The 23,377-nt window shown below is 64.4% G+C and carries 19 protein-coding genes and 1 pseudogene; 16 read left to right on the forward strand and 4 right to left on the reverse strand.

The annotated features are described in order from the left end of the window. Positions 1-21 precede the first annotated feature (21 nt). From ACV1FX_RS16290 to ACV1FX_RS16360, 15 genes and pseudogenes are all read left to right on the forward strand, one after another. Positions 22-789 (forward strand): ABC transporter ATP-binding protein, encoded by a 768-nt coding sequence (locus tag ACV1FX_RS16290; RefSeq protein WP_473118567.1) that lies wholly within the window; start codon positions 22-24, stop codon positions 787-789. Positions 790-792: 3 nt separating this feature from the next. Then, positions 793-1,491, forward strand: coding sequence for an ABC transporter ATP-binding protein (locus tag ACV1FX_RS16295; RefSeq protein ID WP_473118568.1), 699 nt, complete (start codon positions 793-795; stop codon positions 1,489-1,491). Between the two features lie 13 nt (positions 1,492-1,504). Next, positions 1,505-2,386 (forward strand): branched-chain amino acid ABC transporter permease, encoded by an 882-nt coding sequence (locus ACV1FX_RS16300; protein WP_473118569.1) that lies wholly within the window; start codon positions 1,505-1,507, stop codon positions 2,384-2,386. Then, a pseudogene (locus ACV1FX_RS16305) lies at positions 2,383-3,391 on the forward strand (branched-chain amino acid ABC transporter permease); the annotation flags it as partial. The gene ACV1FX_RS16300 and the pseudogene ACV1FX_RS16305, both read left to right, overlap by 4 nt. Continuing rightward, positions 3,363-4,292 carry a polyphosphate kinase 2 family protein gene (locus tag ACV1FX_RS16310; protein WP_473118570.1) on the forward strand — a complete coding sequence of 310 codons (930 nt, stop codon included), beginning with the start codon at positions 3,363-3,365 and terminating at the stop codon, positions 4,290-4,292. The pseudogene ACV1FX_RS16305 and the gene ACV1FX_RS16310, both read left to right, overlap by 29 nt. Positions 4,293-4,312: 20 nt before the next feature. Continuing rightward, entirely contained in the window at positions 4,313-5,326 is a 1,014-nt protein-coding gene (locus tag ACV1FX_RS16315) for a patatin-like phospholipase family protein (protein ID WP_473118571.1), read from the forward strand. Positions 5,327-6,002: 676 nt separating this feature from the next. Beyond that, a complete protein-coding gene (locus ACV1FX_RS16320; RefSeq protein ID WP_473118572.1) occupies positions 6,003-8,336 on the forward strand; it encodes a mechanosensitive ion channel domain-containing protein in 2,334 nt (777 codons plus the stop codon). Positions 8,337-8,665: 329 nt separating this feature from the next. After that, the gene (locus tag ACV1FX_RS16325; protein ID WP_473118573.1) at positions 8,666-10,315 is read left to right on the forward strand and encodes an NAD-dependent malic enzyme; all 1,650 of its coding nucleotides are present in this window, start codon (positions 8,666-8,668) and stop codon (positions 10,313-10,315) included. A gap of 138 nt (positions 10,316-10,453) precedes the next feature. Next, positions 10,454-10,846, forward strand: a complete 393-nt coding sequence (locus tag ACV1FX_RS16330; protein ID WP_473118574.1) for a BlaI/MecI/CopY family transcriptional regulator — start codon at positions 10,454-10,456, stop codon at positions 10,844-10,846. Then, positions 10,843-13,356, forward strand: coding sequence for a M56 family metallopeptidase (locus tag ACV1FX_RS16335; RefSeq protein WP_473118575.1), 2,514 nt, complete (start codon positions 10,843-10,845; stop codon positions 13,354-13,356). Before ACV1FX_RS16330 ends, ACV1FX_RS16335 begins: the two co-directional genes overlap by 4 nt. Before the next feature lie 386 nt (positions 13,357-13,742). Further along, positions 13,743-15,227 carry a DUF1800 domain-containing protein gene (locus tag ACV1FX_RS16340; RefSeq protein WP_473118576.1) on the forward strand — a complete coding sequence of 495 codons (1,485 nt, stop codon included), beginning with the start codon at positions 13,743-13,745 and terminating at the stop codon, positions 15,225-15,227. 2 nt (positions 15,228-15,229) lie between these two features. Next, a complete protein-coding gene (locus ACV1FX_RS16345) occupies positions 15,230-16,486 on the forward strand; it encodes a DUF1501 domain-containing protein (RefSeq protein WP_473118577.1) in 1,257 nt (418 codons plus the stop codon). Positions 16,487-16,516: 30 nt separating this feature from the next. Beyond that, entirely contained in the window at positions 16,517-16,678 is a 162-nt protein-coding gene (locus ACV1FX_RS16350) for a hypothetical protein (RefSeq protein WP_473118578.1), read from the forward strand. Between the two features lie 165 nt (positions 16,679-16,843). After that, entirely contained in the window at positions 16,844-17,395 is a 552-nt protein-coding gene (locus ACV1FX_RS16355) for a septal ring lytic transglycosylase RlpA family protein (RefSeq protein WP_473118579.1), read from the forward strand. A 121-nt stretch (positions 17,396-17,516) separates the two neighbouring features. Continuing rightward, positions 17,517-17,672 (forward strand): hypothetical protein, encoded by a 156-nt coding sequence (locus tag ACV1FX_RS16360; protein ID WP_473118580.1) that lies wholly within the window; start codon positions 17,517-17,519, stop codon positions 17,670-17,672. A gap of 258 nt (positions 17,673-17,930) precedes the next feature. Here the strand turns inward: ACV1FX_RS16360 and ACV1FX_RS16365 are convergent, their stop codons facing one another. From ACV1FX_RS16365 to ACV1FX_RS16375, 3 genes are all read right to left on the reverse strand, one after another. After that, entirely contained in the window at positions 17,931-18,299 is a 369-nt protein-coding gene (locus tag ACV1FX_RS16365) for a hypothetical protein (RefSeq protein ID WP_473118581.1), read from the reverse strand. Between the two features lie 84 nt (positions 18,300-18,383). Then, positions 18,384-18,647, reverse strand: coding sequence for a hypothetical protein (locus ACV1FX_RS16370; RefSeq protein ID WP_473118582.1), 264 nt, complete (start codon positions 18,645-18,647; stop codon positions 18,384-18,386). Positions 18,648-18,853: 206 nt separating this feature from the next. Then, positions 18,854-21,541, reverse strand: coding sequence for a flavin-containing monooxygenase (locus ACV1FX_RS16375; RefSeq protein WP_473118583.1), 2,688 nt, complete (start codon positions 21,539-21,541; stop codon positions 18,854-18,856). A 263-nt stretch (positions 21,542-21,804) separates the two neighbouring features. Here ACV1FX_RS16375 and ACV1FX_RS16380 point away from each other — a divergent pair, with 263 nt between their 5' ends. Next, on the forward strand, positions 21,805-22,020 hold the full coding sequence (locus tag ACV1FX_RS16380) for a hypothetical protein (RefSeq protein ID WP_473118584.1): 216 nt from the start codon (positions 21,805-21,807) through the stop codon (positions 22,018-22,020). Positions 22,021-22,117: 97 nt separating this feature from the next. Here the strand turns inward: ACV1FX_RS16380 and ACV1FX_RS16385 are convergent, their stop codons facing one another. Next, positions 22,118-23,353, reverse strand: a complete 1,236-nt coding sequence (locus tag ACV1FX_RS16385) for an LON peptidase substrate-binding domain-containing protein (RefSeq protein ID WP_473118585.1) — start codon at positions 23,351-23,353, stop codon at positions 22,118-22,120. Between the last annotated feature and the right edge of the window lie 24 nt (positions 23,354-23,377).

Here is a 23,377-nt window from a genome sequence, read left to right on the forward strand (position 1 = left end):
GAGGCGAGGCGGAGGGATGCGGTGCTGGAAGTTCGCGGGCTGGTGAAACGTTTTGGCGGCTTCACGGCCGTCAACAACGTCTCCTTTAGGGTCGATCAGGGCGAGATCCTCGGCCTGATCGGCCCCAACGGCTCGGGCAAGAGCACCATCTTCAACATGCTCTCGGGCACGCTGACCCCAACCGCCGGCTCGATCATGTTCGCAGGATCGGAGATCGCGGGGCTAGCGCCGCACCGGATCATCAATGGCGGCATCGGCCGAACCTTCCAGATCCCGCGGCCGTTTCGCCGCCTGACGATATTCGAGAATGTCGCGCTTGCCGGCTACTACGGGCAAGGCCGCCACAGCCGCGCCGAGGCCGAGGAGGCCGCCGAGCGCGCGCTCGCCCTAGTTGGTCTGCCGACCGATCGCCATGCAGGTGTCGATGGCCTGAACGCCGCAGGGCTCAAGAAGCTCGAGCTGGCAAAGGCTCTCGCCACCGGGCCAAAGCTGCTGCTCGCCGATGAGAGCCTCGGCGGCCTTGATGAAGCCGAGATGGACCAGGCCGCCGACATGCTGCGAAAGATCCGCGACGACCTCGGCGTCACAATCATCTGGGTCGAGCACATCATGGGCGTTCTGATGCGCGTGGTCGATCGCGTGATGGTGCTCGATCATGGCGAGAAGATTTCGGAGGGGCTGCCGAGCGCCGTCGCCAGCGACGTGCGGGTGATCGAGGTCTATCTCGGCACCGACGCCGAGACCACGCAAGCCGCGGCCGCCGAAGCGCGCCGCCGCGCCGGAGGGTGAGCCATGCTGGAGCTTCGATCTGTCGATGCCGGCTATGGCAGCTTTCAGGCGCTGTTCGGCATCAATCTCGAGGTCAGGGCCGGCGAGGCGGTCGGCGTGATCGGCCCGAACGGCGCCGGCAAGACCACCTTGATGCGGGTGATCTCGGGCCTGATCCGGCCCGCGCGCGGCTCGATCAAAATGGAGGGTGTCGATGTCCTGGCCACGCCGGCGCATCGCATCGTCAGTCTGGGCATCGCGCATGTGCCGGAGAACCGGCGGCTATTTCCGCAACTCTCGGTCGACGACAATCTCAAGATGGGCGCCTTCATGGCGCGCCGCAAATATGCGGAGCGGTTGGAGATCGTCTTCGAGCTGTTTCCGCGCCTGAAGGAACGCCGGCACCAGATGGCCGGCACGATGTCGGGGGGCGAACAGCAGATGTGTGCGATCGGGCGCGCGCTGATGTCTGATCCGAAACTCCTGCTGCTCGACGAGCCCTCCGCGGGCCTCGCCCCGGTGGTCGTGCAGCAGGTGTTCGAGCTCGTGAAGCGCATTCGCGCGAGGGGGCTGACGGTTCTGATCGTCGAGCAGAACGTGCAGCAGGTGCTGCGCGTGGTCGACCGCGCCTACCTGATCGAGGCCGGATCGATCCGCAGCTCGGGTACATCGGCGGAGATGCTGGCAAGCGATACGGTCAAGGAAGCTTATCTCGGGGTCTGAGGACGGGCAGGCGATGCAGGCATTTCTTGATATCTTCGACATCTATTTGCTGGAGGCCGTGATCAATGGAATCCTGCTCGGCGGCGTGCTGGCGCTGCTCGCGCTCGGCCTGAACCTGATCTTCGGCGTCATCGACGTGACCTGGATCTGCTATGCCGAGCTTGTGATGATCGGCATGTACGCCATGTATTTCATGGTTCAGTACTACGGCATCAGCTACTTTATCGCCGCGCCCTTCACCATCATGCTGGTCGCGCTGCTTGGTGCGGCGTTGCATTATCTCGTCATCGCGCCGCTGCTGACGGCGCCGCCGATCAACCAGTTGCTCGCGACCGGCGGGGTGCTGTTCGTGCTCCAGAGCTTTGCCACCGTCGCCTTCGGCATCGACTTCCGCAATCTCGGCATCCGCTTGCCGGTGCTCGCGCTCGGCGACATGAATTTCAGCTATGCCCGGCTGTTGTCCTTCATCGCGGCGCTGGTCGGCATGGTCGCCGTCTATCTGTTCATGACGCGTACCTTTACCGGCACGGCGATCCGCGCCATCTCCCAGGACCGGCAGATCATGGCGTTGATGGGCGTTGACACCAAGAGGATCTACATCATCACCTCGGCGCTTGGCGGCGCGCTCGCCGGCCTCGCCGCCTGCCTCCTGGTGCTGCAATACGACGTGCATCCCTTCGTCGGCCTGTCGTTCGGACCGATCACCTTCCTGATCTGCGTGCTCGGCGGCCTCGGCAATTTCATCGGCGGTTTCATCGCGGCCTTCGTCTTCGCCGAGATCATCTCGCTCGGCGGCCTGTTCTCCGACCTCGAATGGGGCTACGTGCTGGCGTTCGCCTTCTTCATCGTCATGATGTTCATCCGGCCCGCCGGCCTGCTCGCGAGGCGTCGATGACGAGACAGGCGCATCTGGCTACATGGGCTGTCGGGCTTGCCGCGCTCGCCGTGCTGCCGTTTATCTATCGCGATCCCTATCACCTTCACATCCTGGTGCTGATCCTGATCTGGTCGTTCGCCTACACATCCTGGTCAATGATGGGGAGGTTCGGCCTGGTGTCGCTCGGCCATGGCGGTTTCATGGGAATCGGCGCCTATGTCACCGCGCTGCTGTGGAATCATCTCGGAGTATCGCCCTGGGTCGGCATTCCCGTCAGCATGGTCGCAGCCGGTGCGCTGGCGCTTGTCGTCGGCTATCCCTGCTTCCGCTTCCGCATCACGGGGCACTATTTCGTCCTCGTGACGCTCGCGCTCTCCGGCATCGTGCTCCAGGTCATTACCGCCACGCGCGACTGGACCGGCGGCTCGCTCGGCTATACGCCCAACCGCGCGGCGGGCAACAAGCTCTGGGCGCTCCAGTTCGATGACAAGACGACGTGGTATCTGGTCGCGCTGGCGGTCTGGTTCGCAGGGCTCGTGGTCTGGCACTGGATCGACCGCAGCATGAGCCGCTACGCGCTGGAGGCGATCTCGGAGGACGAGGACGCCGCAGCCGCCGCCGGGGTCGACGTCACCGCCGAGAAGCTGAAGATCACCCTGATCAGCGCCCTGATGACCGCGCTCGCGGGCGCGATCTACTGCCAGTACCAGATGTTCATTACGCCCGACACGGTGAGCGGCATCGCGGTGTCGCTCCAGATGGTGTTCGCGGCCATCGTCGGCGGCCTGTTCGTCTCGCTGGGCCCGACCGTCGGCGCCATCATCACCATCCTGCTCGCCGAAAGCTTGCGCATCGGATTTGGAACCAAGGCCGTCGGCTGGGACAATCTCGTCTATGGCGTGCTGCTCGTCCTCTTCATCATATTCCTTCCCAAGGGCATTCTTGGTAGCCTCATCGAACGATTGAAACCGCAACGCAAACCATCGCCGAGCTCATGAACAAGAAACCCTCCAAATCGCTCGCCACCGAGCTCGCCAGGTTCATCACGCCCTTTCGTTACGATGGCTCGGGCAAGTTTCATCTGAAGGACCACAAGACGAACGAGAAGGGCGGTCTCGACAAGGACGAGGCGCAGAAGATTCTCGAAGCCAACAAGCAGCGTCTCGCCGATTTTCAGGAGAGGCTCTACGCGCAGGACCGCTGGTCGGTCCTGATCATCATCCAGGGGATGGATGCGGCCGGCAAGGACAGCGCGATCAAGGCGCTGTTCGAGGGCATCAACCCGCAGGGCTGCGAGGTTCATGCGTTCAAGGCGCCGACCAGCCACGAGCTCGACCATGATTTTCTGTGGCGTCATGTCGTCGCGCTGCCGGCGCGCGGCCTCATCGGGATATTCAACCGCTCCCACTACGAGGAATGCCTCGTGACGCGCGTGCATCCGGAGGTCCTTGCCCGGGAGAAGCTGCCGTCCGGGCTCGTTACCAAAAATATCTGGCGCGAGCGGTTCGAGGACATTGCCGCCTTCGAGCGTTACCTCGCGCGCAACGGCACCGTCGTGCTGAAGTTCTTCCTCAACCTGTCCAAAGAGGAGCAGCGCCAGCGCTTTCTCGATCGTCTGGAGGACCGCTCCAAGCAGTGGAAGTTCTCGATGGACGATATCAAGGAGCGTGCGCTCTGGCCGCGCTATCAGGCGGTGTACCAGGACATCGTCCGGCATACCGCGACGACCCATGCGCCGTGGTATGTCGTGCCCGCCGACCACAAATGGTTCGCGCGCGTCGTCATCGGCTCCGTCATCGTCGCTGCGCTCGAGCGGCTCGACCTGCAGTTTCCGCGCGCCGACAGGGCCTCGCTGCGCGAGTTCAAGGCAGTGCAGCAGGCCCTGGAGGGTGAAGCGAAGGGAGGGAGGAAGCGGGCAAGGTGAGAGGTAACGGCAGCAAGAACGTGAAGAACGTGAACTTCGCGCTGCAGGGCGGCGGGGCGCACGGTGCGTTCGTGTGGGGCGTGCTCGACCTCGTGCTCGAGGATGGGCGGCTTGCTATCGAGGCAATCAGCGCGACCAGCGCCGGTGCGATGAATGCGGTGGCGATGGCTTCGGGCATGGCGCTCGGCGGCGCCGATGGCGCGCGGGAGAACCTGCACCAGTTCTGGTACGAGGTCTCGCGCATGGACATGGTCTATGACTTCTTCTCGCCGCTGAATCAGTGGATCCAGGCGCTCAAGCTGCCGCCCGAATACCATCCGGTGCACTCGTTCATTCACACCCTGACCCACACGGTGCCGCCGAACGTTCTCAATCCCTTCCATTTCAATCCGCTGCGCGCGCTGTTGCAGCGAGTCGTCGATTTCGACCGCCTGAATTCCTCGGCCGATGCCCCCCAGCTCTTCCTCAACGCGACCAATATTCGGACCGGCAAGATCAAGGTGTTCCAGACGCCGCTCCTGAGCGCGGATGCCGTGCTTGCCTCGGCCTGCCTGCCGCCCTATTTCCAGGCCGTAGAGATCGACGGCGAGCATTATTGGGACGGCGGCTATCTCGGTAACCCCGCGATCTTCCCGTTGATCTATCGCAAGGGCAGCCACGACGTCATCATCGTGCAGGTGACCGCGATCCGGCGCGACGAATTGCCGGCGAGCGCCGCCGATGTGCTTCACCGCATCAACGAGATCAGCTTCAACTCGTCATTGATGCGTGAGATGCGCGCGATCGCCTTTGCGACGCGGCTGATCGACAATGGTGAGCTCGACAAGGAGACGCACAGCCGCATGTACATGCACTGGATCGGCAATGATCAATTGATGTCGCAGCTCGGGACGGCGACGCAATTCCACCCGGAATGGAGCTTGCTGTGCCGGTTGCGCGATGAGGGTCGCGAAGCGGCGAGAAGCTGGCTCGACAGGCACTTTGGCCAGATCGGCAACGCCTCGACGGTGGATCTGACTGAGATGTTTCTCTGAGCTTTCGCTGTCGCTGGTTCCAACTCGAAATGCCGTTCCCCATCGCTTCACATTTGCTCGCTGCGCCACCGTTCCCGCTTGACAGTTCTATGTCACAGGAGGACCATCCCACCGGTCGCCCAGCGCGACGCGTAACGTCCATATCATGAGCAAGGGGAGGTCTATGACACCACCTCCGCAGATCCAGCCGCGTTAAGTGCGATGGAGCTCGTTCGGACTATCGCATAGCGGCAAAATCCGCGAACGGCACGCCGGGTCAAGGTGAAGCGGGCCGCATCAGTGAGGCATGGCCCCTTACCTTCCCGGCGCTGTGATTCGAGCATTCCTCTTTATTTCTGTCGGCGATGACGACGCATCCACCGCACGGCAGGGTGTCAAGTGCATTCCCGCGCGCCGAACAAGCCACCGAATGATCGATCGTAAAGCCGCTGCGCTTCGTGCCGTGGCGGCGTGATCGTGTCGCGAGAGATCGACTTTACCTCGAAGATTGCCGCTCGGTTGCGCAAACGTCGACGCGCGGTTCCCGATTCATGCGTCGCAACAAATGCCAAGAGAAAGTCGCCGCGGTGGCAAACTTCCGACACAGGACCGGGGCGAATAGCGATGATCCGACATGACTCATACACAAAGGCGGTGCCGGTTCTGACACCGCCTTAGCCATTTCTGGGGACTCATCGTGTCGCAAAGGCTGTCTTCGGCGCTTCTCGCTGCCTGCGTATTCCTCGCGATCTCAACTTTATCCGGTGCACGCGCCGAACCGGCGCCGTCTGCTGCGGCGAGTGCTGCAACGCTCTCTCCAGAGCAGGCCCGGCGCGCGCTGGACACGCTGCAGGACGATCAGAAGCGTGCCCGGATGATCGATACGCTGCGAGCGATCGCCAGCGTGTCGGATCAGCCGCAGGCCACGACGCCCGCGCCCGAGCAGAAGTCGCCCGCTTCGCTGTCGGCCGACGGCCTCGGCGCGGAGCTCCTGCTGACGGTCTCGGAAGAGATCGGCGAGATATCGCGTCAGGTCGCCGACATGGCGCGGACGCTCACGCATTTTCCCGCCTTCTATTATTGGATCGTGCGGACGGCGAACGACCCTGCTGCCTACAACCTGCTGATCGAGATCGCGTGGAAGCTGGGACTGGTGTTCGGCTGCGCCTTCTGCGCAGAGTGGCTGATTTTCCGCCTCATCAGGCGTCCGGTTGCGTTTCTGGAAGCGCGCGTGCCGCAGGCTTCGCACGTGCCCGCACAGGCGGCGCCGATCATCGAGCCGCCATTATCCGTGGCCGCCGAGCCCGAGCTGCATCGCCGCCGCGCTAGTCTCGCTCGGGCCTGGCAACTCCTGCTCCGTCTGCCCTTCGTGCTCGGCCGCCTCGCGATCGAATTGCTCCCGGTGGTCGTCTTTGTCGGCATCGCTACGACATTGCTCGGCACCGAGATTGGTGAGCCGGCGACGGTCCGCCTCGTCATCCTCGCCGTCGTCAATGCCTATGCCTTTTCGCGCGGGCTCATCTGTCTGATCCGGGCGCTGGCAGGGCCCTTCGGGCTCTTTCAGGTTCGCGCCGAGACCGCGGCCTATATCGAGATCTGGGCGCGTCGCATCGTCGGCGTCGGCGTCTCCGGCATCGCCTTTGCTAACGTGGCGCTGCTGCTCGGCCTGCATCGCGCCGGCTATGCGGCCTTGCTGCGCATGGTCTTGCTGATCGTGCATCTCTTCATCGTGGTCATCATCCTGCAATGCCGCCGCCAGGTCGCCGAGGCCATTCGTGCGCCGGCCGGCCGGCAGGGCGTTGCGGCAAGGGCGCGCAATCGCCTCGCCAGCATCTGGCACTATCTTGCGATTGCGCTCGATCTCGCGCTATGGGCTGTCTGGGCCCTCAACATCCGCAACGGCTATTCGCTGCTGCTGCAGTATTTCGTCGGCACCATCGCGGTTGCGCTGATCACGCGCGTTGCCATCATAGTGACGCTGAGCCTGATCGACCGCGGTTTCCGCATCAATCCGGAGATCCTCCAACGCTTTCCCGGTCTCGAGATCCGGGCCAACCGCTATCTGCCGCTGCTGCGCAAGATCGTCTCTGGCGTCATCGCCTTTATCGGTTTCGTAGCCGTGCTGGAGGTCTGGGGCGTGGACGCCATCGTCTGGTTCTATGGCGGTCAGATCGGCAGCAGGCTCCTGTCCGCGGTCGCGACCATCGGCGTTGCCGCGGGAATCGCGGCGGCAATCTGGGAAGCCAGCAATGCGCTGATGGACCGGCAGGTCAACGTTTTGTCGCGCGATGGCCACTACGCCCGCGCAGCGCGCCTGCGCACGTTTCAACCGATGCTGCGGACGGCGTTGTTGTGCCTGATTGCGACCGTCGTCGGTCTCACCGCGCTGAGCGAGATCGGCGTCAACGTCGCGCCGCTTCTGGCGGGAGCAGGCATCGTCGGTATCGCCATCGGTTTCGGTTCGCAGAAGCTGGTGCAGGATCTCATCACCGGCCTGTTTCTCCTGCTCGAGAATACGGTCCAGGTCGGAGACACCGTCAGTGTCTCCGGGCTGACGGGCGTGGTCGAAAACGTCTCGATCCGCACCATTCGTTTGCGCGCCGGCGATGGATCCCTGCACATCGTGCCGTTCAGCGCGGTGACCACCATCACCAATGCGAGTCGTGGCGCAGGCAATGCATCCGTCAGCGTCAATGTCGCCTACAAGGAGGATACCGATCGCGCCGGGCAAATCCTCAAGGACATTGTCGATGAGATGCGTCGGGAGCCGGAGTTCCGCGCGGCGATCCGCGGCGACCTGGAGCTTTGGGGCATCGACAAGGTGGATGGGTCGATGGTGTCGATCGTCGGCCAGATCCGATGCACCGACAGCGGCCGTTGGCCGGTTCAACGCGAGTTCAATCGCCGCGTGAAGCTGCGTTTCCAGGAAAACGGAATCGAAATTGCGTCCTCCGCCCAGACCATCCTGATGCAGATTGCCGCGCCCGCCGACCCGGCCTCGAACCTGACCTTGCGGCGCGCGACAGGCTGATTTTCGTCCTTGCCCTCCTGAACGGCGCTGTCGTTCACTTCTCGTCACGAGCAACCTGCCGGTGAAAGGCGGGCTGAAATTCCCGCGGTCGACGAAGCGGATCTTCCCAGCCTCTACATCTCCTGCTGTCCCACATTGTGGGCGAAGAACACGCCCAGGGACGTTAACTTTTGCGGCCGATGCAGCAGCGGCAACCTGCGTCATTCCCGGTCGCAGGCGCGTCGCTGCAGTGCGAAATCACAATCGGGCTTGACCTGCAACGTTCTTGATCTCAATCGAGGGCTGACCGACAATGTTTGTTCTCACATAAGATAGTCTTGGGGGAATTCGTGAATAGACCTGACCGGGTCAACGCCCACTCAACGCCTTCCACTTCGCCGCGCGGCATGACGTTGCTCCGCGATCCCTTGCTCAACAAGGGCACCGCCTTCACCGAGCAGGAGCGGGCGGCGCTCGGTTTGCGCGGCCTGTTGCCAGCGTGCGTGCTGACGATGCAGGACCAGGCGGAGCGCGTCCTGATCAACTTGCGCGGTCTGCCGAGCGACCTCGAGAAGTATGTTGCACTGAACGCCTTGCATGATCGCAACGAGGCACTGTTTTTTCGTGTCGTCTGCGACAACATCGATGAGATCCAGCCGCTGATCTACACGCCGACGGTCGGGCTCGCCTGCCAGAAATTCGGCCTGATCTTCCAGCGTCCGCGCGGTATGTTCATCTCCTCGCGCGACCGCGGCCAGATCGCCGAGATTTTGCAGAACTGGCCCTATCCCGCAAAGCTGATCGTGGTGACCGATGGCGAACGGATCCTCGGTCTCGGCGATCTCGGTGCCAACGGCATGGGCATCCCGGTCGGCAAGCTCTCGCTCTATTCGGCCTGTGCCGGCGTGCATCCGGAGCAGTGCCTGCCGATCGTCCTCGACGTCGGCACCAATAATGAGGAGCTGCTGCGCGACCCCTACTATCTCGGTTTGCGCGAACGGCGCCTCACGGGTGACGCCTACGACAGTTTCGTCGACGAGTTCATGCAGGCTGCGCGTGCGACCTTTCCGGACGTGCTGATCCAGTTCGAGGATTTTGCCAACCACTCCGCGTTCAAGCTTCTGCATAAATACCGCGACGAGGCCTGCGTCTTCAATGACGACATCCAGGGCACGGCGGCGGTGGCGCTTGCCGGCCTGTTCTCGGCACTGCGTGTCAGCGGCGGCAAGCTCAGGGAGCAACGCATCCTGTTCTTGGGTGCAGGTGAGGCGGCGACCGGCATCGCCGATCTCGTGGTCTCGGCGATGATGGCGGAGGGCGCGTCCGAGGCCGAAGCTCTCAGCCGTAACTGGCTGGTGGATTCCCGCGGCCTCGTCGTCAAGGGACGGGCGGGCCTGTCCGGTCACAAGCTGCGCTATGCCCACGACCATGGCCAGATTGCCGACTTCCCCACCGCGATCGAGACGCTGAAGCCGACCGCGATCATCGGCGTTGCGGCGGTGGGCGGCGCGTTCACGCCGGACGTGCTCAGGGCGATGGCGAAGCTCAATGCGCATCCGATCGTGTTCGCGCTCTCCAACCCGACCTCGAAGGCGGAGTGCTCGGCCGAGGATGCCTATCGCTACACCGAGGGCCGCGCGCTGTTCGCCTGCGGCAGCCCCTATGACCCGGTGACGCTCAACGGCAGGACGTTCGTCCCGCGCCAGGGCAACAACTCCTACATCTTCCCGGGCGTCGGGCTCGGCGTGATCGCCAGCCGGTCGCGCCTCGTGACCGACGAGATGTTCATGGCCGCCGCGCATTCGCTCGCCGATTGTGTCGGCAAGGACGATCTCGACCAGGGCAGCCTGTATCCGGCGCTGCCGCGCATCCGTGAGGTCTCTTCTCGGATCGCGGCCGCGGTCGCGCAGGTCGCCTATCAGCGCGGCCTTGCGGAAGGGCCGGTCCCCAATGACGTGATGGGCCTGGTCCGGTCGCAGATGTACGAGCCGAATTACTGACGGCTTCGCCCGCCCGCGCGCGGGCGGATCGGTCAGCACCGCGGCACCATCTCAGGTGGAAACGCCGTTGCGCGGCGCGTCCGTATATGCGACGATCCGTAACGTTACAAGAAATCTTCAGCCGCAAGGTCAGACACCATGGACGATCGTTTGCCCGAACTGGGCGACCTCGAGCGCGAGGTCATGCAATTGGTTTGGGCTCTCGGGCCGGTGACGGCCGAGGTCGTGCGTGAACGGTTGCCGCGCCGTCTCAAGGAGTCGACGGTTCGTACCGTCCTGCGCCGGCTGGAGGAAAAAGGTTACGCACGTCACACTGTGGACGGACGCACCTACGTCTACCAGGCGGTCGAGCCCCGCGCGCGCGTCGCGGCCAAGGCGGTGCAGCGCATCGTCGACTGGTTCTGCAACGGCTCGATCGAGGAGGTGCTGGTCGGCATGGTCGACAATGCGATGCTCGATCAGCAACAGTTGCGCTCGCTGGCTGACCAGGTGGCCAAGGCGAAAAAGGTGAGGGGAGTGAAGAAAGAATGATCGCAACTCTGGCAGAGGCGGCGCTGCGCTCCTTTGTACTGGGAGGCGTCGTCTGGTTTGGTCTTTATCTCTTTCGCGTGCGCAATCCGCACGTGCACATGACAGCGTGGGTCGTCGTGCTACTGGCCTCGCTCGCGATGCCGTTCGTGATGCATTGGCCGACGCTCACCATTACCCGCCTGCCGGTGGTGGCGGCGGACGCCGTCTGGCCGGCTGAAGCGCCGATCGCCGAGTCGCTTCCGCTCTTGCCGTCCGCCGAGCATGGCACGGCCGTCGTGCCGCTGCCGAAAAGTGCGGCGCCGATCAACTGGTGGGCGCTCGCGACGATGGCCTATGCCGGCGTCGCGGGCTTCCTGCTGCTGCGGCTCTTCGTCGGCCTCTGGCTGACTTTTCGCATGGCGCGGGCGGCGAAGCCGATCGGTGGTCCCCGGGTGGTCAATGCCGAGGTGCGAGTCAGCCGCGATATCGGCGGTCCCGTCACGTTCGGATCGACCATTCTCGTGCCGCCTCAGTTTCTTGATTGGGATGCGCGGAAGCGGCTTGCCGTACTCGCCCACGAGGGCGCGCATGTCGCCAATGGCGACTTCTACGTCCTGCTGCTCGCCTCCCTGAATCGTGCCGCGTTCTGGTTCAGCCCCTTCTCGTGGTGGCAACTCGCGCATCTGGCGGAGCTCGCCGAGATCATCAGCGACGTCCAGGCGATCGAGGCGATCGACGACAGGCTGTCCTATGCGGAGATCCTGCTCGACGTCGCAACCTCGGTGAAGCCGCGCCCGATGGAGCTCGCGATGGCGCGGGCGTCGACGGTGCGCGCCCGCGTCGAGCGCATCATTGCGGCAGCGGCGATGCCCGCCGCAGTTGGCTGGCGCAAGCGTGCCTGGATCGCGGCCATGATCGTGCCCGCCGTGATCGTCTCGACTGGCATGATTGCCTATCGCACGCCGGAAGCGAGCCCGATCATGGAAGATGTCGGCGAGCCGGGCAGCTCCCAGCACTACCGTGCCTTCGTCAATTTCTACGCGCTCGGCCCGACCTCGGTATTCGCCATCTTCCGCGACGGCGATGAATTGCTCGGACAGTGGACCGGGCAGCGCAAGCAGCGATTGACGGTGAAGGATGGCATGGCGTCCTATGTCGCCGCGTTCGGCAACATCACGTTCCCGGTCGACGCGGAGCGCCGGTCCTCGGAGCTGATGATGGTGGTGAACGGTCGCGACGTTCGCGCCACCCGCGTCGTCGAGATGCCGGCACCAGTCGCCGATGTAGCCTCGCTCGACCAATATGTCGGCTGGTACAAGGTCGCGCCCAACCGGGTGCTGACCGTCAAGCGAGATGGCAATCGGCTCCTGGTGCACGAAACCGGCCGGCCCGCCTTTGCCCTGATGGCCGAAGGCGCCGACGCGTTCTCGATCAGGGGCGACGATCTCGTGGTCTTCCTGCGCGACGATCAGGCCCGGGTGGCGCGGGTGCTCCTGCACAGCGCCGCGTCAGGCCCGCGCCTCGCGGGCCGTATCGATGAGGCCATCGCAGGCAGCATCGAGGCCGACTTCCTGAGGCGGATCGCGGAAGTTTCGGAGCGGTTCAGGGACCAGGTCCCGGCGCCGGGCAGCAAGGAGATGATCCTCCGCGGGGTCGAAGACTTGCGTCGCGGTACGCCGAACTACGACGCCATGAGCGCGCCGCTGGCCGCCAAGATCCATCGGCAGGTCGGGGAATTGCAGGCGACGTTCCTGGCGCTCGGCGCGGTGGAATCGATTTTCTTCCGCGGCGTCGGCCCGGGCGGCTACGACATCTATGGCGCCAAGTTCGAGAACGGCACTGCGGAGTTTCGCCTGCTGATCGACCCGGACGGCAAGGCCGGTGACGTGATCTTCCGGCCCGACGGCAACGACGAGCTCGGTGGCATCGTCGCCTGCTCGGAACAATCCGCCGTTCGCGGCCAGGCCGGCACCTCGCCGATCAGGATCGCGTTCTACAACGACACGGGCGACGACATTCAGGTCTTCAACCTGGATGCGGACGGCAATCGGCGCATGCAGGCAACCATCGGCAGCAGCATGACGTCGTTCTTCACCACCACGGTCAATAATCCCTGGGTGATTGCCGACCGGTCGGGACAATGTCGCGAGATCCTGCTGCCGGGACGGCAGACGCGTTTCTACAACGTCGACGCGCCTCATCCCGGTGCGCGGCTGGGGCGCGTGGCGCGGCGGAACATGCCGATCGCCAACGGCGAGGAGATGCTGCGCCAGTACATCGAAAGCGTCGGCAAGGGCCGACCGGACTATGACCACATGACCACGGAGGTCGCCGAGCAGACGCGTCAGCAGCTCCCGTTCGATCAGGCGATCCTGACCCGGCTCGGCGCGCTGCGCGCGATGTCGTTCCGCGGCGTCACCGCGCTCGACAGCGACATCTACATCGCGCAGTTCGCCAACGGCTCTGCAGAATGGCGGATCGGGGTCAAGAACGGCACCATCACGAAAATTGCACTGGGGCCTCATTTCTAGGAAGGCACGCGTGCGAGCTGGGTGGCCGCAAAACGCGTGAACGAGAGGATCGAGTGAGACGGCGCCGGTTTGTTTCGCTTCTCGGTGGAGCGGCACTGGTGCCGCTCACTACGTTGCCGGTGTATCCGGACCCGTCCGACGACTCCGGCATTCCAGCCGCGCGGGACGACGGCGCGCAAGCGTTTCAATTGCAGAACGGCGTCTTCAGGGATGTCTTGCGGGCGATTTCGCCTTCGGGCTGAACGCTGAGCGCGCGTCGCGGACCGCTCAATCGGAGCTTGCAGGCGATTGATGCAAATGCTACGGTATGTAGCATTACAGGGCGTCGTGGTTGGCCGAGGCGGCCGGCGCGAAGGTTCGGTTGGCTGACATATCGGACACAAGCCATGAGCAATTCTGCAAAGGCTGAAGCCGTGCTGGCGCTCCATCGCTTCGGCATGGGGCCGCGACCGGGGTCGATTGCCGCGATCGAAGCCGACCCACGCGCAGCGCTGCTGGCCGAACTCGACCGGCCATTGCTGCTGGCAGCCGCGGCCAACCTTCCGACCAGCGCCAAGGCCTACCGCACGGTCGCAGACGCCAATGCCAGGCGCGCCGCGCGGGCCAAGCAGGAAGCCAAGAAGCAGCAGATGGCCGCGGCTCCCGTCATGGCCGAGGGCCAGGACGCAAGCCAAGGAAACAATCAGACGCAGAAGCAAAGCCAGACTCAAGGGCAGGGTCAGGGCGCGGAAGCCGCCGAGATGGCGGCCAGGAAGGCCGCCGACGCCGTTCCCGATCCGGGACGGCCGATCTATCTCGAGGAGGCAAAGGTTCGCACGGAGGCGGCGCTGGCTGCGGAGATCGGCTTTGCCGAGCGGCTGGTGTGGTTCTGGTCCAACCACTTCTGCATCTCCGCAAACAAGATCCAGAGCATGTCGGGTGCTTATGAGCGCGAGGCCATTCGCCCGCACGTGCTCGGTCGCTTCAACGATCTCCTGCTGGCCGCCGAAGGCCATCCGGCCATGCTGTTCTATCTCGACAATCTTGGCTCGATGGGGGCGAACTCGATCGCCGGCATCAACCGCAGCCGCGGCCTGAACGAGAATTTTGCGCGCGAAATCATGGAGCTACATACGCTCGGTGTGCGCAGCGGCTACACGCAGGATGATGTCATCAGCTTCGCGAACGTTCTGACGGGCTGGACCTTGATACCGCCCGGAAACGACCCGGAGCGCGGCGGTGAATTTACCTTCAACCCCCGGCTCCATGAGCCCGGCGGGCAGACAGTGCTCGGCAAGCTCTATGACCAGGATGGGGTCGAGCAGGGACGCGCCGTGCTCAGTGATCTCGCGGTTCATCCCGCGACGGCGACACATGTCGCGACCAAGCTGGCGCGCCACTTCATTGCCGAGACACCGCCGCCATCGCTGATCGAGCAGATGACGAAGACGTTTCGCGATACTGACGGCGACCTCAAGGAACTCGCCAAGACGATGGTGTCCTCGCCCGAGGCGTGGAGCCAGCCGCCGTCCAAGCTCAAGCGTCCCGGCGAATGGGGCGTGGGCATGGTGCGCGCGACCGGCATCACGCAGGTCGATCCGGCGCGCTTCACGGGTGGGCTGGAGCTGCTCGGCGAGGCGCTGTGGCGCCCGCCGGCGCCGAAGGGCTATCCCGATGACGAGGCGAGCTGGATCGACGGCGTGGGACGTCGGCTCGACATCGCCAACAGTTTCGCCGAGCGCTTCGCGGGCCAGGCCGATCCGCAGGACATCATCGAAACCGTCTTCGCCTCGATGGTCTCGCCCGAAGTCAAGCAAGCCGTCAATCGCGCCGAAAGCCGGCAGCAGGCGCTCGCGCTGCTGTTCATGTCGGCGGACTTCCAGAGGAGGTGAGCATGAGCTTCGCCAACCACCTGCCGACACGGCGCGAACTGCTGATCGGCTCGGGCGCGTTGTTTGCGTGGAGCCAGATGCCCAAGCTCGCACGCGCGGAAGGGCGCGATCCGCGCCTGCTCGTCATCATCCTGAGGGGCGCGCTCGACGGTCTCGGCGCGGTTGCGCCGGTCGGCGATCCCGACTGGATCTCCTTGCGCGGCGAGCGTGCACTGGTGCTCGACGGCAAGACGCCGGCGCTGCCGCTCGACGCCTTCTTCGCGCTCAATCCGGCGATGCCAAACCTGCATCGGTTGTACAAGAGCCAGCAGGCATTGATTGTGCACGCAACCGCGACGCCTTATCGCGAGCGCTCGCATTTCGACGGTCAGGACGTGCTCGAGAGCGGAATCTCAAGGCCCGGCGCGACCGGCTCCGGCTGGCTCAATCGGACACTCCTCGCGCTGGAATCGGGCGGTCGCGTCGATCCGCGCGGCAGCCGTGCGCTCGGCGTCGGTGCGGTGACGCCCCTGGTGGTGCGCGGCTCGGCACCCGTGATGTCATGGGTGCCGCAAAAGCTTCTGTCGGCCAGCGAGGATACGCAGAACCGCCTGCTCGACCTCTATCAGCACACCGATCCGAAGCTCGCCACCGTGCTCCAGGCACGCATGAAGCTTGCGTCGCTCGGCGGCACCGCGAGGATGGGCGATCCGATGTCGGACGATCCGACATTGATGCCGCCCGGAATAGCGCGCGTGCGCGCCTATTTTGCGGAAGCCGCCGGCACCGCCGCGCGCTATCTCGCAAAGCACGACGGCCCGCGCGTCGGCGCCATGGGTTTTGTCGGATGGGATACGCACATCGCCGAAGGCGCCGCCTCCGGGCAGCTCTTCAACCTGCTTGGCGCACTCGATGGCGCGCTCGCCTCGATCGAGACCAATATGGGCGAGGCCTGGCACGACACCGTCGTTGCCGTCGTCACCGAGTTCGGCCGCACCGCCCGGATCAACGGCACGGAGGGGACGGACCATGGTACCGGCACGGTCGCATTCCTCACCGGCGGCGCACTGAAGGGAGGCCGCGTCATCGCGGACTGGCCGGGATTGAAGCCGGCACAGCTGTTCGAGGATCGCGACCTCAAGCCGACGACGGATCTGCGCGCCGTGCTGAAGGGGCTGTTGCGCGATCATCTGCGTGTCGAGGACAGCATGCTTGCCAGCACCGTTTTCCCCGACAGCGCCGATGTCGCGCCGATGAGTGGACTTGTCGCTAGCGGATGAGCTGAGACGCACGAAGTGCGTGGAAGCGTGATGGGGCTCGTCATGTGCTTTCTGACCCAGCGGGACATCGAGTTTCTGGCCGGCCTGCAATGGCGATGGCGAAAACTCTATTGGCGTGAGCTCGCGCGGCTTCTCACGGAGAGCGCGGCGCGCGAGGCGCACGCGGTTTTCTGGCGAGAGTCCCACGGCTGATATGCCCGATCGGATGCGCCGTGTTCCGCTTCGAGACACACGACGAACTGTTGTGGAATCGCAACAAGTCGAGCGAAAGCGACAAGGCCGCAGGGTGGCTCTCTTTCCGACAAGGTTCTGCCTCCATTGACCGCCGGACTAGGGGCAGGTCGGAGGCGCGTAATCATGTCTCGATTCGAATGTGCCGAAACAATTGACCCGCAGACCCACGCAAGCCGGGGTTCCCTGTACGGGTCGGTTACTCGACTTGTCCTTAGCCTGATTGCTGCCGTATCGCTCGCAGCTTGCGCGCAATCGCCGGTCGCGCGGCAGAAAGCGGAATTCGCAACTGCAAGCCGGCAGGCCATGACCGAGCATCGTCACGATGCCCGCAGGTTCGCCGGCGTCTATGCCCGTCCGCGCCATCATGCGCCAACCCGCGCGGCTGAGAAGCAAACGACCTCGCAAGGCGTCGCAAGCTTCTACTCGGATGATCAGGAGACCGCGAGCGGGGAGAAGTTCGACAAGAACGAACTCACCGCCGCCCATCCCTCGTTGCCGTTCGGCACGCGCCTGCGCGTGACCAACGTTTCCACCGGCCGTTCGGTGACGGTCCGCGTCAACGACCGCGGCCCCTATGTCCGCGGGCGCGTCGTCGACGTTTCCTATTCCGCCGCCGAGGCGCTCGGCATGGTCAACAAGGGCGTCGCCAACGTGAAGCTCGACGTAGTGCAGTAACCATCGCGCTCGCAGAAGTCCCGTTCTGCGACGTCGCACCCGCATACCGCGCTTAACCGGCTGTTAGTCTCGCTGAAGCAACATAGCGGGCTAGACAAACTCGACGGTTCGGGGAGGGCGCGTGAACACGATCCAGCATCTTGAGGACCAGGCTGCGCGCGCCGAGCGGCTGGCGAAACGGATCACGGATACGCTCACGGTCGAGAAATTGTTATCCTTCGCGGGCGATCGTCGCCGCGAGATCGAGGCGATGGCCGGCAGGCGCCGGCAGGCCTGACCCTTCCTGAAGCCCATGCTTTTTTCCGCATGCGGCCGCGCCAAACGGCCAGGAACTTCTCTTCGCCTCCCGCGTCATGTCCGTGTTGAGGAGGAGACGACCATGGGATTTGGAAGAGGTGCTTTGCTTTGGCTGCTCGGCGTTCCCCTGCCGATCATCCTGCTGTTAGCGTTGTTCTGGCACCACTGAGAGTGCCGACGGAAAAAGGCGCCGCGATGCGGCGCTTTTTTCATGTCTGAGTGCTGGACGGCGAGCGATCTAGCGTGCCGCAATCCGCGCGCGAAGTGTCGTGTGCAGGCCGGACGGGGGGCAGGAGCTCACACAGATGTGTCGCTCGACGAAGTCCCGAAGATGGTCGGGCAGGTCGGTGCCGTCGATGTCGCAGCGGGATTGGATTTCAAGGGCGACGTCGGTCGAGATGTCCTTGACCCAGTGCTCGAGCGTATTGAACGAAATGACCCGCACGGGGTCGCTGAAGCAACCGGCGATGAACTCGCCGATCGTCTGCTCGAGATCTGCGCGCTCGACGCGGATTTCCCTGGCGCCGCTGATCCGGTCGATCACGACGAACAGCGTTTGATCCGCGCCATAGGGCACATCGAGAGATAACGGGACGGCTTCGAGCATCGTGGGCACTCACGCCTGGTTCGCCTCATCAACGGGAAAAAGCAGAAGAATGTTCCTCGCGATGTCAATCGCTGTCGCGCGTCGTCACAGATAGTCACGCAGCCGGGACAGCTCGGCGATGTGCTCGGGGGAGAGAATCTCCGTCACCAGCGGCGGTTGTGGCGAGGTATGGATCTGGTAGAGGTGCCTGGTTGCCAGCGGCTTGTCCATGAACGCCGTGATGCATCGATCGAGCGTGTCTTCGAGCACGAGGTAGGTCTCGCGGTCCTCGCGCCGTTGATTTCCGAGCGAGGGCCATTTGCGCAAGCGCGCGGTTGCGCCGAAATTCACTTTGGATTCGGAAGACATCTGCCCCTGCTACGCGCTCGCGCAAAAAGAATCCCCGGCACGCATGTCGCGTGCCGGGGCCCACACCTATCGCTGCATCTCAATGCCACGCGCTCACAACGCCGTCAGCCAGGATTCGTTCCCCGTCGACGAAGCCATTTTTTTGGCCGCATCTTCTGACCGGTCGAGGCTCACGGACTACCCGACCAGAGCCGCAATGCCGGCTGTCAGCTCGCGGCGGCCGCGATCTTATGTGCGGGCGGCGCGTGACCGCGGCTCGCGTCATCGCCGTGCCGCGCCTCCGGCGGAAGGCCGGCGAAGCGGCGCAAGGCATCCGCCATCTGCACCCGTCCATTGACGCCCGTGATCACCACGTCGACCATGGTGAAGGACGAATGAAAATGGCCCCGCGCCTGCAACTGCTCGACCGGAACGCCCGCGGCTGCGAGCGCGTCCGCATAGGCGATACCTTCGTCGCGCAAGGGATCGAACTCGCAGGTCACCACGAACGCCGGCGGAAGGCCGGCGACCTCGCCGCGGAGCGGCGAGACGCGCGGGTCGGTGCGCTCGGCCGGTGAGCAGTAGATGTCCCAGAACCAGAACATCAGCGAGCGCGTCAGGAAGTAGCCGATCGCATTGTCGTTGTAGGACGGACGGTCGAACGCGCAGTCGGTGACAGGGCACACCAGGAGCTGGCCGGAAATCTCAGGGCCTCCACGATCGCGCGCGAGCTGGCATGTGACGGCGGCGATATTTCCGCCGGCACTCCAGCCTGCAACCAGCACCGGGCCTGGCGTGCCGCCGAGCTCGGCCGCATGCGCCGCGACCCAGCGTGTGGCCGCATAGCCGTCCTCGGCGGCCGCCGGGAAGCGGTGCTCCGGCGCATGCCGATAGCCGACGCTGACGAAAATCATGCCGGTGCGCCGGCACATGTCGCGGCAGAACGGATCGTCGGACTGTTCGTCGCCGAGCATCCAGCCGCCGCCGTGGAAATAGACCACGATCGGGTGCGGCCCAGGCGTGGCCGGTCGATAGAGACGATAGGGCAGCGGGCCGTCGGCGCCCTCCAGCGTGCCATCGACGACTTCGCCGACCATCCGACCTGCGGGGCGGGCCTTGTTGAACTCGTTGACGAAGGCGCGCGCACCCAGCGCGCCCATCGATTCGATCGGCGGAAGGTTCAGCTGAGCGAGCATGCCCAGCACGATGCGCACGTCCGGCTGCAGGCGCACGACCTCGCCGTCATTGCACTGTGCGGCGCCGTTGGGTCCGGCGAGCCTGAAGCCGAGCATGCCGCGGGCAACGATCTCGTCGCAGATGCTGCGGTAAGGGCCGACGCCGCCGGTATAGGGCATCAGGCCTTGCACCTTGCCGGGAACGTTGGCGCCCGTGTACCAGGTGTTGGCGAGCCGATGCAGCGTCAGCATCGAGCAGTCGGCCATGTGCCGGCCCCATCCGGCCTGCGCTGCCTCGGTCGCCTCGATGGTGGTAAAACCGGCGTCGCGTAGTGCGGCCAGGCGTTCGACCACCCAATCGACGTGCTGCTCGATCGACACTGCCATGTTCGACAGCACCGACGGACTGCCCGGTCCCGTGATCATGAAGAAATTGGGGAAGCCCGCCACCGTCAGGCCGAGATAGGTCTGCGGTCCGTCCGCCCAGACGTCGGACAGCGATTTGCCGCCGTGCCCGGTGATCGGATGCACCGCCCGGATCGCGCCGGTCATGGCGTCGAATCCGGTCGCGAACACGATGACATCCACCTCGAAGCTGCGCTTTTCGGTGGTGATGCCGTGAGCGATAATCGCCGTGATCGGCTCTTGCCGCAGATTCACCAGCGTCACGTTGGGCCGGTTGTAGGTCGCATAATAGTTGGTATCGAGGCAGGGCCGCTTGGCGCCGAACGGATGGTCGTGCGGCATCAGGGCCGCAGCCGTTTCGGGATCCTTCACGACGTTGCGGATCTTCTCGCGGATCAGGTCGCAGATCAGCGCGTTGCCGTCGACATCGACCGCCTGATCGGCCCAGAGCTGGGTGAGGATGTAGACGAGGTCGCCCTTGCCCCACGCCTCTTCGAACCGCGTGCGGCGCTCGGCGTCGTTGAGCTGCCAGCTCACGGACGTCTGCTGCGGATAGGGCACGCCGGCCATCGACCAGCGCGCTTGCTCGCGATAGGCGGCGCGGTCGCCTTGCAAGAGGCCGAGGCGGTCCGCCGGTGCGGGACCGTTATGGGCGGGCAGCGCGAAATTCGGCGTGCGCTGGAACACGGTCAGCTCCGCCGCCTGCTCGGCGATCATCGGGATCGACTGGATGCCCGAGGAGCCCGTGCCGATCACGGCGACGCGCTTGCCGGCGAGATCGACACCCTCATGCGGCCAGCGTCCGGTGAAATAGACCTCGCCCTTGAAATCCTTGACGCCGTCGATTTCAGGCGGCTTTGGTGCTGAGAGACAGCCCGTCGCCATGATGTAGTGGCGGCAGGAGACGGCCGGGCCGTTGCTGGTCGTGAGCTGCCAGCGCTCTGCTGCCTCGTCCCACCGCGCTTCCGTGACCTTGGTCTTGAAGCGGATATCGCGTCGCAGATCGTAACGATCGGCGACGAAGCCGAGGTAGCGCAGAATTTCGGGCTGGGTTGCGTATTTCTCCGACCACGTCCAGGCCGCCTCGAGATCCGGATCGAACGTGTAGCTGTAGTCGATGGTCTGAATGTCGCAACGCGCGCCGGGATAGCGATTCCAGTACCAGGTGCCTCCGACGTCGTCGGCCTCTTCCAGCGCGACGCTCGTCAGGCCCGCCTTGCGCAGCCGGTGGAGAAGATAGAGACCGGCAAAACCTGCGCCGACCACGGCGACGTCCACTTGCTGGGCTTTCGGGGTGGTCTCCGAAGCACGTGCTGCAACCATTGCCTCAGCCATGCGATTATCCTCCCGAGCATTTTGCTTTGTGGACAGGCTATCGCCGCAGCGTTGGTTTGTCATCAGCGCAAGCTCAATCTTGGATAGCGGAAGATGTGCGCTGCAGCCTGTGCAGCGTGCGCCGCGCCGCAGCAACCGCCGTGAGCGCTTGATTTTTCGACGCAATCACGCTGATGTTCCGTCGCTGCCGAGTTCCGTGTTGTTGCTGTCCGAGAACGAGGCTTTCAAGTCTGTTGGGATCAGAGGCTCTCACGAAGCGCGCCATGAAGAAGCTGAGCGAGCGAACCAAGGCGAACATGGACGTGGTGCTGGAGGAGACCTGCCGTCAACTGCCGCATGGCGGCGATCACGACAGCCGCAGGTTCATTGCCGAGCGCTTGATCAAGGCGGCTGAAGCCGGGCATTCGACGCTCGGAGAGCTCGGCATCGTCGCGCGCCGCGCGCTCGCGGAGCTGGCCGCCAAGGATGGTCAGGGATAATACCAGCGTGGATGAGGCAGCCGAGCGCCAAGCTCGGCTACCTCAGTCTTGCGAGTGCGGAAGCTCCAAATATTGCGAACGCGCCGGACGACCTGCTTCAGGCCTTCCCTGCATTGCCTGCGATGAACTCGGCCACACGGGCGCGCGGGATCCCATGTTCGGCGAGCAACTGCGCTGCAGGGCTTCGCGTCTCCGGAAATATGCCGATCAGCATGTTCGCGCCGGTCACCGTGGCGCATCCCAGCTCATGGGCATGGATTTCCGCGCGCTGTTCAGCGCGTTGGAATGCGGCGGTGGGTATGGCCTCCCTGCTATCCTGGACGACGGTGTTGTCGAGCGCGTGATCGACATAGGCCTTGAGGCTCGTTCTCACGGCGCCAAGGTCCGCTGTGCAGGCCTGCATGGCGGCGGAGGCGTCGGCATCGTCGAGCAGGGCGAGCAGGAGATGCTCCAGCGTGGCGTATCGATGGTGCCGTTCGGTGGCATAGCCTAGAGCGCGGAGCTTCGTTGCCTGGAGCGCCGCCGACACTGGGCGTCCAAACTCCATGAAGGCATCGACTTGCTTCAGTCGTTCCACGGGGTCGAGCGTTGCCAGCAGGCTCTGCTTGTCGGTCATCGGCAATCGCAGGCGCGCAGCGATGATGTCGGCAACGCGACCGGGATCGTGGGTCTGCTCGAGCAGCGGCCATACTCCGGGAATGCGGATGTCACGGGCCGCCGCATAGCGTTCGAAGCGCTGGACCGCGTGGAAAATCAGTTCGGGTGCGTCGGGGATTGGCCCCTCGCCGAGTGCGGAAACCTCCGCCTCGAATGCGCCGTTAGCGGTAACGAAGCGGTGGATCAGGACGCGACGGTTGACCTGCGTCAGCACCTTCAGCGTCCCGTCAGGCAGCGATTCAAGCTCGAGCAGTTGGGCGAGAACGCCGATCGCATGGACATCCCCGTCTCCGGGTTCGTCGGTGCTCGACTCCTTCTGGATCGCCAGCACCACCTCGCGCTGCCGTTCGAACGCATGGTCGAGCGCCTGCATGGTCTTCGGGCGTCCGACGAACAAGGGGTAGGTCGCGGTCGGGAAGGGGACGAGGTCGCGCAGGGGAACGGCGGGATAGCTTGCAATTTCGGTTTGAGATCCCGTCGCCTGTGTCCTTGCGGGCGGCGTCTTGCCGTCGCGTCGATCGGCTTGGAGCATTGCAGACATGGTGTTCCAGTTGGCGACGCCGAACATCCTGGAGACCAGCTCCAGGCTCTCGCCGTGACTTATGCTGATGGCCTTGACCTGGAGGGCGTCGCGCAGGGTCTGCGCCATAGCCTTGGCATCGCGGAAATCGCGCATTGATGTCGTCCTTTGCAATGAGCG

It is taken from the genome of Bradyrhizobium ingae (genome assembly GCF_055791185.1).

Excerpts from the sequence above, each read along its gene's own strand:
- ACV1FX_RS16295 (WP_473118568.1), top strand. The coding sequence starts at position 793 with ATGCTGGAGCTTCGATCTGTCGATGCCGGCTATGGCAGCTTTCAGGCG.
- ACV1FX_RS16300 (WP_473118569.1), top strand. The coding sequence starts at position 1,505 with ATGCAGGCATTTCTTGATATCTTCGACATCTATTTGCTGGAGGCCGTG.
- ACV1FX_RS16310 (WP_473118570.1), top strand. The coding sequence starts at position 3,363 with ATGAACAAGAAACCCTCCAAATCGCTCGCCACCGAGCTCGCCAGGTTC.
- ACV1FX_RS16330 (WP_473118574.1), top strand. The coding sequence starts at position 10,454 with ATGGACGATCGTTTGCCCGAACTGGGCGACCTCGAGCGCGAGGTCATG.
- ACV1FX_RS16335 (WP_473118575.1), top strand. The coding sequence starts at position 10,843 with ATGATCGCAACTCTGGCAGAGGCGGCGCTGCGCTCCTTTGTACTGGGA.
- ACV1FX_RS16340 (WP_473118576.1), top strand. The coding sequence starts at position 13,743 with ATGAGCAATTCTGCAAAGGCTGAAGCCGTGCTGGCGCTCCATCGCTTC.
- ACV1FX_RS16345 (WP_473118577.1), top strand. The coding sequence starts at position 15,230 with ATGAGCTTCGCCAACCACCTGCCGACACGGCGCGAACTGCTGATCGGC.
- ACV1FX_RS16350 (WP_473118578.1), top strand. The coding sequence starts at position 16,517 with ATGGGGCTCGTCATGTGCTTTCTGACCCAGCGGGACATCGAGTTTCTG.
- ACV1FX_RS16355 (WP_473118579.1), top strand. The coding sequence starts at position 16,844 with ATGTCTCGATTCGAATGTGCCGAAACAATTGACCCGCAGACCCACGCA.
- ACV1FX_RS16365 (WP_473118581.1), bottom strand. The coding sequence starts at position 18,299 with ATGCTCGAAGCCGTCCCGTTATCTCTCGATGTGCCCTATGGCGCGGAT.
- ACV1FX_RS16370 (WP_473118582.1), bottom strand. The coding sequence starts at position 18,647 with ATGTCTTCCGAATCCAAAGTGAATTTCGGCGCAACCGCGCGCTTGCGC.
- ACV1FX_RS16375 (WP_473118583.1), bottom strand. The coding sequence starts at position 21,541 with ATGGCTGAGGCAATGGTTGCAGCACGTGCTTCGGAGACCACCCCGAAA.
- ACV1FX_RS16380 (WP_473118584.1), top strand. The coding sequence starts at position 21,805 with ATGAAGAAGCTGAGCGAGCGAACCAAGGCGAACATGGACGTGGTGCTG.
- ACV1FX_RS16385 (WP_473118585.1), bottom strand. The coding sequence starts at position 23,353 with ATGCGCGATTTCCGCGATGCCAAGGCTATGGCGCAGACCCTGCGCGAC.